7 protein-coding genes and 1 pseudogene are annotated in these 8,665 nt (G+C 71.0%); 3 read left to right on the top strand and 5 right to left on the bottom strand.

The window, feature by feature from the left end; all coding sequences use genetic code 11:
* Window positions 1-140 precede the first annotated feature (140 nt).
* Window positions 141-356, bottom strand: a complete 216-nt coding sequence (locus tag G3I40_RS39985; RefSeq protein WP_164559725.1) for an I78 family peptidase inhibitor — start codon at window positions 354-356, stop codon at window positions 141-143.
* Between the two features lie 424 nt (window positions 357-780).
* On the opposite strand from G3I40_RS39985, the gene ctaD reads away from it, so the two are divergent.
* Window positions 781-2,466: a cytochrome c oxidase subunit I gene (gene ctaD / locus G3I40_RS39980; protein ID WP_164559724.1), complete on the top strand. Its 1,686-nt coding sequence runs from the start codon at window positions 781-783 to the stop codon at window positions 2,464-2,466.
* A 21-nt stretch (window positions 2,467-2,487) separates the two neighbouring features.
* Here the strand turns inward: ctaD and G3I40_RS39975 are convergent, their stop codons facing one another.
* From G3I40_RS39975 to G3I40_RS39960, 4 genes are all read right to left on the bottom strand, one after another.
* Window positions 2,488-3,264 carry a hypothetical protein gene (locus tag G3I40_RS39975; protein ID WP_164559723.1) on the bottom strand — a complete coding sequence of 259 codons (777 nt, stop codon included), beginning with the start codon at window positions 3,262-3,264 and terminating at the stop codon, window positions 2,488-2,490.
* Between the two features lie 59 nt (window positions 3,265-3,323).
* Window positions 3,324-4,571, bottom strand: a complete 1,248-nt coding sequence (locus tag G3I40_RS39970; RefSeq protein WP_164559722.1) for a glycosyltransferase family 4 protein — start codon at window positions 4,569-4,571, stop codon at window positions 3,324-3,326.
* A 184-nt stretch (window positions 4,572-4,755) separates the two neighbouring features.
* Window positions 4,756-6,054, bottom strand: coding sequence for an ABC transporter substrate-binding protein (locus G3I40_RS39965; RefSeq protein ID WP_164559721.1), 1,299 nt, complete (start codon window positions 6,052-6,054; stop codon window positions 4,756-4,758).
* Complete coding sequence (locus tag G3I40_RS39960) at window positions 6,029-6,586, bottom strand: hypothetical protein (protein WP_203645658.1); 558 nt, start codon at window positions 6,584-6,586, stop codon at window positions 6,029-6,031. The genes G3I40_RS39965 and G3I40_RS39960 overlap by 26 nt, the downstream gene beginning before the upstream one ends.
* A 152-nt stretch (window positions 6,587-6,738) precedes the next feature.
* Between G3I40_RS39960 and G3I40_RS39955 the strand changes: the two genes are divergently transcribed.
* Both G3I40_RS39955 and G3I40_RS39950 read left to right on the top strand, forming a co-directional pair.
* Window positions 6,739-7,200 carry a hypothetical protein gene (locus G3I40_RS39955; RefSeq protein WP_164559719.1) on the top strand — a complete coding sequence of 154 codons (462 nt, stop codon included), beginning with the start codon at window positions 6,739-6,741 and terminating at the stop codon, window positions 7,198-7,200.
* Between the two features lie 3 nt (window positions 7,201-7,203).
* Window positions 7,204-8,665, top strand: a pseudogene (locus G3I40_RS39950) (ABC transporter); the annotation flags it as partial.

The following is an 8,665-nucleotide window of genomic DNA, read 5'->3' as shown; positions in this document are numbered from 1 at the left end:
GACCCGCAGCGGGCCTGAGTCACCGCCCGCGGCGCGGGTACCCCCAGGACAGCGGGCACGGTACGCACAACCAGCCCGCAGGACGAAGGCCCCCGGAACCACACGGTTCCGGGGGCCTTCGCATGCCGCGGGGCCGTGCCTCACCCCTTCCAGCAGCGCGTCACCGTGCCGTCGGCCACCTCGAAGTTCAGTCGGCCGGAGCGGTACTCCATGGTGATGATCGCCCCCGGCGGCAACTGCCGGACGGTCGACCAGCCACGGCCGTGCGCCTGTCGCTCGGCCTGTTCGGCGTCGAGTCCGACATAGGTGTCGGGGCTGTCCTGGGGGTCCGCGGGCGGGGTCGGGATGGGTGCCATGCGGCCACCGTAAGCCGTGCGCACGAGCGACGCCAGGCCCGCCCCCGCGGGCCCGCCACGCCCTTGTACGGTCACGCTTTCGTCACAAGATCACGACGGTTGTTTCCCCCGAACTCCCTCACACGATCGGGGGGTTCCTTACTTCTTACGCGCTTCTTACGCGCGCCGCCCGCACGCCCGCCCGGGGAATTCCGGAAGCCCCGGCGAATCCCTTCGCGCCCGTTCCGACCATTTACCGGAGCGGGCGCACACAATTCCTCCGGCATTCCGAATCCGACGGTGCGGCGGGCGAGTTGAGATCGTCCGGGAATTGCCTGTCCATGCCACAAAGAGAGGTACGCCCCCTGTTGCTGAGGAGGCGACGCGAGCATCATGGCGGGGTTCGGAGCAGGCCCGAGGCGCGCGAGCAGCGAGGGGGCGAGCGATGGGGACGACCGGGGTGCAGGCGGGGCCCGCGGCGGTGGGACCGGCGCGGGAACGACAGCCGGGCCGGGTGATCGTGGACTGGCTGACCACCACCGATCACAAGAAGATCGGCCACCTCTACCTGATCACGTCGTTCTGCTTCTTCCTGATCGGCGGGCTCATGGCCCTGGTGATGCGGGCCGAACTCGCCCGCCCGGGGCTGCAGCTCATCAGCAACGAGGAGTACAACCAGCTCTTCACGATGCACGGCACGATCATGCTGCTGCTCTTCGCGACGCCGACGTTCGCCGGTTTCGCCAACGAGATCATGCCGCTGCAGATCGGCTCGCCGGACGTGGCGTTCCCACGGCTGAACATGCTCTCGTACTGGCTGTTCCTCTTCGGCGGCCTGATCGTGCTCGGCTCGCTCGTGGTGCCGGGCGGGGCCGCGGACTTCGGCTGGTTCGCGTACGCGCCGCTGAACAGCCTGACCCGCTCCCCCGGTATCGGCGCCGACATGTGGATCATGGGGCTCGCGCTGTCCGGGTTCGGCACGATCCTCGGCTCGGTGAACTTCCTGACCACGATCATCGGGATGCGCGCGCCCGGCATGACGATGTTCCGGATGCCGATCTTCACGTGGAACACGCTGTTCACGTCGATCCTCGTACTGCTCGCGTTCCCGGTGCTCGCGGCCGCGCTGCTGTGCCTGGAGGCGGACCGGCGCTTCGGGTCGGTGGTCTTCGAGGCGCAGTACGGAGGGGCGCTGCTGTGGCAGCACCTCTTCTGGTTCTTCGGGCATCCCGAGGTCTACATCATCGCGCTGCCGTTCTTCGGCATCGTCAGTGAGATCCTGCCGGTCTTCAGCCGCAAGCCGATCTGGGGCTACTCGATGCTGGTCGGCGCCACGATGGCCATCACCGGGCTGTCGGTGGTCGTGTGGGCGCACCACATGTTCACGACGGGCGGCGTGCTGCTGCCGTTCTTCTCCTTCATGACGTTCCTGATCGCGGTGCCGACCGGGGTGAAGTTCTTCAACTGGTGCGGCACGATGCTGAAGGGCTCCCTGTCGTTCGAGACGCCGATGCTGTGGTCCATCGGCTTTCTCGTCACGTTCCTGTTCGGCGGTCTGACAGGCGTCATCCTGGCGTCACCGCCGATGGACTTCCACGTCTCGGACTCGTACTTCGTGGTCGCCCACTTCCACTACGTGGTGTTCGGCACGGTCGTCTTCGCCACCTTCGCCGGGTTCTACTTCTGGTGGCCGAAGCTGACCGGGAAGCTGCTCGACGAACGGCTCGGCAAGATCCACTTCTGGACGCTGTTCGTCGGCTTCCACACGGCGTTCCTCGTGCAGCACTGGCTGGGGGCCGAGGGCATGCCACGGCGGTACGCCGACTATCTCGCGGCGGACGGCTTCACGGCCCTCAACACCCTGTCGTCCATCGGTGCGTTCCTGCTCGGCCTGTCGACCCTGCCGTTCCTCTACAACATCTGGAAGACGGCGAAGTACGGCGAGAAGGTCGAGGTCGACGACCCCTGGGGGTTCGGCCGGTCCCTGGAGTGGGCGACGTCGTGCCCGCCGCCCCGCCACAACTTCACGACGCTGCCGAGGATCCGCTCGGAGTCCCCGGCCTTCGATCTGCACCACCCGGAGTTCGCCGCCTACGAGGACCGGGCCCGCAAGCCGGCCGAGACGCCGTGAGGGGCGCCCGGCCACCGGCCCTCAGACCGAAGTGACCTGCACCGACAGGTCGTTGTCGAGGGTGTAGTACGGCCCCGCCGACAGTTCGCCGCGGCCGGGGACGCTGACCCGCGCCACCGGATAGGCGAAGATCGGCTTCTTGTCGGCGATGTCGTCGAGCAGCCGGGCCACCCGCACCTCGGGCCCGTCCTCGCCGGCGGGCCGCAGCCACAGGTCCCAGGGGCCCTCGGACAGCTCGTCGTAGCCGATGCGCAGCGTGAACGCGACGCCGTCCACGGTCAGTTCGCCGCGGAGCACCGGGCCGGCCGCCGCGCGGGAACGTATCTCCGCGTGCGCCTTGGCCGTGAACGCGGTACCGAGGAGCCGCCCGTGCACGGTCAACTCCCCGTCGGTGATCTGCAGTTCGCCGGCCTCGGCGTGCGGGGTGCGCAGCCAGCTGCGCACGGTGAGGTTGCCGTGCTTCGTGACGTACGGGATGCGCACGGCGACGTAGCCGCGCGATCCGCCGGAGGCACGGTCGACCAGCGAGCGCAGATCGTTCACGCCCGGCATGAGCCGCACCGGCTCGTCCCCGGCGACCTGCACGTACACGTCCCAGCGGCCCTCCGGAAGACCGACGCTGATCGGCAGCGAGGCGCGCAGCCGCCCGTCGCCCCGCGGGGTGAGCGGCAGCCGCACCTCCTCCCCGCCGGACCGGTTGACCAGCACGAGGTGGGCCGGGTCAGGCGCTCCGTGGTCGGAGACGTCGAAGGTGAGCCCGCCGGCGGAGTCGGCGATGCAGTCGGCGCTGGGTGGCATGCGGACGCTCCTGTCGTCGGGCGAGGGAAGGGGGACGGACGCGGCCAACGGTGTCGCCGTCATGCGGTGCGCCCCTTTCCCGGGGACTTGAGGACGGTACGCCAGGCATGGGCGCCGCCGAGCAGGGAGCCGCGCGCCCGGTTCAGCAGGCCGACGGAGCCGCTGCGCGCGGTGAGCGAGCCGAAGAGGTCCTCGTAGCGCTGGGCGATCCGCGCGGGGTCGAAGCGCGCGGACCGGTCCAGGGCGCGCACCGCCATCTGCTGCCGGAGCGCGTCGTTGTTGATCAGTTGGAGCAGGCCGTCGGAGATCGCGCCGACGTTGCCGACCTCGACGAGGCGTCCGTCGACACCGTTGTCGATGATCTCGCCGGGCCCGTGCGGGCAGTCGGTGGAGACGACGGGCAGACCGCAGCGCATCGCCTCGACGATCGTCATGCCGAACGACTCGAAGGTCGAGGTCACGGCGGCGAGGGAACCTTTCGCCCACTCCGGCTCGATGGGGTTGGCCGGCCCCATGAGGAACACGTGGTTGTACAGGCCCCGGTCGTCGATGAGACGGCGCAGCTTGTCCTTCTGCTTGCCGCCGCCGTAGATGCGAAGGCGCCAGTCGGGACGCTCGGCGCGCACCCGGTCGAAGGCCTTGACCAGGAGGTCGTACCGCTTGACGGGCGCGAGCCGGCCGGCCGCCACGACCCACTTGGCGGAGCCGTCGGCGGGCGTGACGCCGGGCGAGGGCACGGGGTTGGGCATCGCCTCGATGCGCACGCCGGGCAGCCGCATCCGGTCGCGGTACGCGCCGGCGTCGGCCTCGGTGGTCGTGGTGAGGGCGTCCAGGCGCGGGTAGACACGGCTCAGTTCGCGGCTCAGGGCGTCGGAGTGCGTGTCGAGCGTGAGGTGCTCCTGGCCGACGCGCAGCGGGCCGCGGCGGGTCTGCCGGGCCAGGTGGACGTTGAGGCCGGGCCGGGTGCCCACGACGACGTCGGCCTCGACGCGGGCCAGGTGCTCGGCGATCCGGCGGTCGGTCAGCGCGCTGTACTGGTCGTAGCGTCCCTCGCTGCTCGGGAAGAACGACGCGGCCTTCTTGGCGTCCGGGTCCTCCCCCTCGTAGCCGTCCGAGTCCTTGCGGAGGTCGACGAGGTGGCGCACCCGCACGCGCGGGTCAGGCGCGAAGACGGGCTTGTCACGGTGCCGGAACACGGAGACGACTTCCACGTCGTGCTGCTCGGCCAGGGCGTTGGCGAGGTTGTACGTGGTGCGGATCGTCCCTCCGATCCCGTACGCATTGTGAATCAGGAAAGAAATCTGCATGCGTCCCCGTATCCCACCATTCCTCGCGGACAGGCCCGAACAGCCCGAGTACTCCGCCTACCGGTTGATGAGACAGAGATGTCACCGCGAGGGTTGTTCTTCATCATCATGTTGTTCCAGAACAGTTGCCTCATTGGTAGGCAATTTCAGGAACCGTTTGGCCATTTCGTCCATCAGGGACGCATCACGGCTGGTAGGAGAGTTGCGGGACGTCAAAGCACGTACGGCTCATGTCACCGTTCTGGGTGACCCAGCCTTTGCCGTCGATCCAGCGGGCGACCGAGAGGCAGGTCCTTCTGGTGGCCGGTGGCGTGGACAGCGCACGGTACGTCACCGGGAGCAGGAGTCCGTCGGCCGTGTACGGGGTGTCCCTGCTCATGAAGCGGTCGACGCACGCGCGCGTGGCGTCGCCTCCGTCCTTCAGGCAGGAGCGCGCCGCGTCCGTGAACCACATGGCGGCGGCCCAGCCCTCCAGCTGCCACTGCGTGTGCGTCTTCAGCCCCTTGGTCGCGGCGCGGAAGGCCCGCACGGCACGATGCCCGGTGTCCTCGAAGTTGCGGCTCGCCCCGGTCACCCACAGGGAGTCGCGGCAGTGCGGGGAGTCCGCGTAGTCGGTGGCGACGGCGGACGTCCAGTTCTGTACGTTCGTGACCTTCGCGGTGACGCGGGCGCCGACCTGGTCCATGGCCTTGCAGAGCTGGGCGTTGCCGTGTGCGTCGATCGCGTCGAAGACCAGGTCGGCCCCCTGGTCCTTGAGATCCGCGGCGGCGGCACGGAAGTTGGGCAGCGCGAAGTCGACCTGTTCGGTGACCACCTTGTAGCCCTCGGCCCGCAGCCCCCGCGTCACGAGCCGCGCGTACGCCGCCGACGCCGCCTGGTTGTACGAGACGACGGCCGCGGTGCGCGCGCCCTGCTCGCGCTTGAAGTAGCGGTAGACCTCGGTGCCGCCGTAAAGCTTCCCGGACCAGCCGGGCGTGCCGTCGCGGGGCGCGAGGCTGCCGTAGATGCCGTACAGGTGGGCGTAGGTGTCGTACGCCGCGCCGATCGGCTGGCCGCCGACGTCGGGCACGCGCGCGCGGGACACCTGCTGCGCACCCGCGTAGTCCAGCGACGTGGTGGCCACCAAGGCGACGACCTTGTCCTCGTCGATCAGCTTGTGCACGCATTCGTTGTTGCCGACGCCGCTGCCGCCGTCGTCGCACAGGTGCATCTCCACACGCCGCCCCTGGATGCCGCCTTCGGCGTTCAGGTTCCGGAAGTACGCCTGTGCGCCGTCCCGGGTGTCGGTGAAGGTGGCGCCGCCGACCGGACTCGTGGCGCTGGTGACGATCCCGACGCGGATCGGCGCCGACGCGTGCACCGGCGCACGGGAGGCGGCTCCGTGGTCGAAGTCGCTCTCCGGTAGCCGGGAGCCGCAGGCCGTCAGCGCGAGAAGGACGAGCCCGGCCGCCAGCGCCTCAGCAGCCCGGGCCCGGCGACGCATTGCCGCTCAACTGCACCAGTGCGCACAGGGTCTTGACCGACACCTTCCAGGTCCCGCCCTGCTCGACGGAGGTGCCCTTCGCGCCGGGCAGCACCGTCGCGCCCTTGAGGGCCAGCGAGTACGTCACGTCGGCGGCGGTCGGCGAGGTGAACGCGATCTTGTCGACGTTCGCCTGCACCTGTCCCCCGCGCTTGTCGCCGTTGAAGCTCTCCAGGACCTGCCCCATCCGGTCGCCGTTCTCCAGGACGTTCCGCTTCTCCTTCAGCGGCACGGCGGGGTCGAAGAACTTCTTCCAGTTCGCCTCGATCTCCTTCTCGGCCGCGGCCTTGTCCTCGGGCGCGGCCGCGGCCGGGGCCTTCGAGGACGGCTCCTTGGCGGAGGGTTCCTGCGAGGTCGGGGTCGGCGGGTCGCTCTCGTTGCCTCCGCTGTCGTCGCCGCATGCCGTCAGGGCCGGTCCGAGTGCCAGGGCCGCGACGAGGGCGAGGGCCGCGCCCCGCCCGCGGCCCTTCCTGAGGTTGCTCCCGAGAACCATCTGGCTCACCACCGGGTGTCGGTCCGGACCTCGACTGCGCCCGGAGCTTTCAGGGTTGGCCTGCAGAAGGCATAGTGCAAGCGATCGGCCGACAAGACCAGACACAGGCAGCAGACAGGCAGACACCCGACGCCAGGACCTGGGGGCCACCGATGCGCACTGCTCGACCACGCACCGTGCGCCCCGTCCTGTGGGCGGGCCTCGCCGCGCTCGCCGCCGGGGCGGTGCTGTGCGTGGCCGGCTGGTACGGGATGTCGGGCGAGCGCTTCGCCGAGCGGCAACTGCCCTATCTGGCCTCGTGCACAGTGCCCGGCGCGGCCCTGATCGTCGCGGGCACGGTCCTGCTCACCCATGCCAGGAGCGCCCTGGCCACGTCCCGGGTGGAGGAGCTGTACGCGCTGCTGGTCGCCGTCGGTCCGGACGGGTCGCCGCAGGACCCCGGCCCGCTCGCGTCGAGCGAGGCGCTGCTCATGATCCCCGGCGGCACGCTGTGGCACCGCGCGGACTGTCCGCTCGTCGCGGGCAAGCCCGAGGCGGTGCCCGCCGACGCACGGGCCATCACGGCCGACGGCCTCGGCCCGTGCCCCATCTGCGAGCCGCCCGCGGGGAGTTGAGGCGTGTCCTCACTGACGTACGACCTCACGCTGGCGGGTCTCTCGGTGGGTGCGGCGGCGGCGCTCACCGGGACGGGCCTGATCGTCACCCATCGCGCGACCGGCGTCCTGAACTTCGCGCACGGTGCGCTCGCGATGCTCTGCGCCTATCTGCTGCGGCAGTTCGTGGTCGTCTGGTCCTGGCCGCTGTGGGCGGGCGCGGCGCTGGTCCTCCTGGGCGTCGCCCCCGCGCTCGGACTCGCCCTGGAACGAGGGGTGTTCAGGCGGCTGGCGCACGCGGGCAACGACCCGGCACACACCCTCGTCGCCTCCCTCGGCGTCTTCGTGCTGCTCGTCGGGGCGGCGGCCCTGCTGTGGGGCACGGGCGCGCAGGAGGACGCGCCGACCCTGCTCGCGGCGGATCCGTGGGGGCAGCTCGCGGTGGCCTGTGCGCTCGCGGTGGCGGTGGGGGCGGTGACCCGGTGGACCCGGTTCGGCGGGGAGCTGCGGGCGGTCGTCGACAACCGGCGGCTCGCCGTCCTCGGCGGCATCGACGCGGACCGGGTCGCCGCGGCGGGCTGGGCGTTCGGCTCGTTCACGGCGGGCCTCACCGGCGTCCTGCTGGCCCCCTACGTACGCCTCGACCCGTACGGGCTACCGCTCTTGGTGATGGAGGTCGTGGCCGTGGCGGTCGCGGCGCGGATGCGGTTCCTCTCGGTGGCGGTGCCGGTGGCGCTGGTGATCGCAGTGGCGCAGAGCCAGCTGACCCGCGCGCACACCGGCGGGTGGGCGGAGCCGCTGCTGCAGGCGGTCGGGGCGAATCTGTTCGTGGTGGCGCTGCTCGTCGCGGCGCTCGCGCTGCCGGGGATCGGCGGCCGCGGGGCCCTGCCCCGGGCCACGACGCGTCGCGTGGTGCCGGCGCCACCGGGGGTGTGGCCCGTGGTGGCGGTGCTGTTCCTGCTGCCGCTGGGCTTCGCGGGTTCGGACCTGCATACGTCGATCCAGGTTCCGGCGCTGGCCCTGATCCTGTTGTCGCTGGTCGTGGTGACGGGCCGCGCGGGCCAACTGGCGCTGGGGCAAGGGGCGTTCGCGGGGCTGGGAGCCCTGTTCGCGACGCTGGCGGTGCTGGGCAGATTCCCCGGGCTCCCCCGCCTGTCCGGCCTGGTGGCGCTGTTGCTCGCGGTGGTCCTCGTGGCCCCGCTCGGGCTGCTGACCGCCGTGCCCGCGATGCGACGGCACGGCCTCGCCCTGGCGCTGGCCACGTTCGCCGTCGGGGTGGGAGTGAGCCGGTTCGTGTTCGCGCAGCCGTACGCGGCGTCGGGCCTGGCACCCGGCAGGCCCGCCGGATTCGGCGACGACCGAGCCTTCTACGTACTCGAACTCGCCCTGCTGGCAGCCGCGTTGTTCTTCGTGGCCGCATTGCGGCGGGGCCGGGTCGGCCGGGCGCTGGCCGCGGTGCGGGACCACGAGGCGGGGGCGTCGGCGG

The sequence above is a fragment of the Streptomyces sp. SID14478 genome (genome assembly GCF_010548525.1).
Classification (GTDB): domain Bacteria; phylum Actinomycetota; class Actinomycetes; order Streptomycetales; family Streptomycetaceae; genus Streptomyces.
The sequence above is the reverse complement of the archived record's forward strand: the minus strand, read 5'-3'. Positions and strand labels throughout refer to the sequence as shown.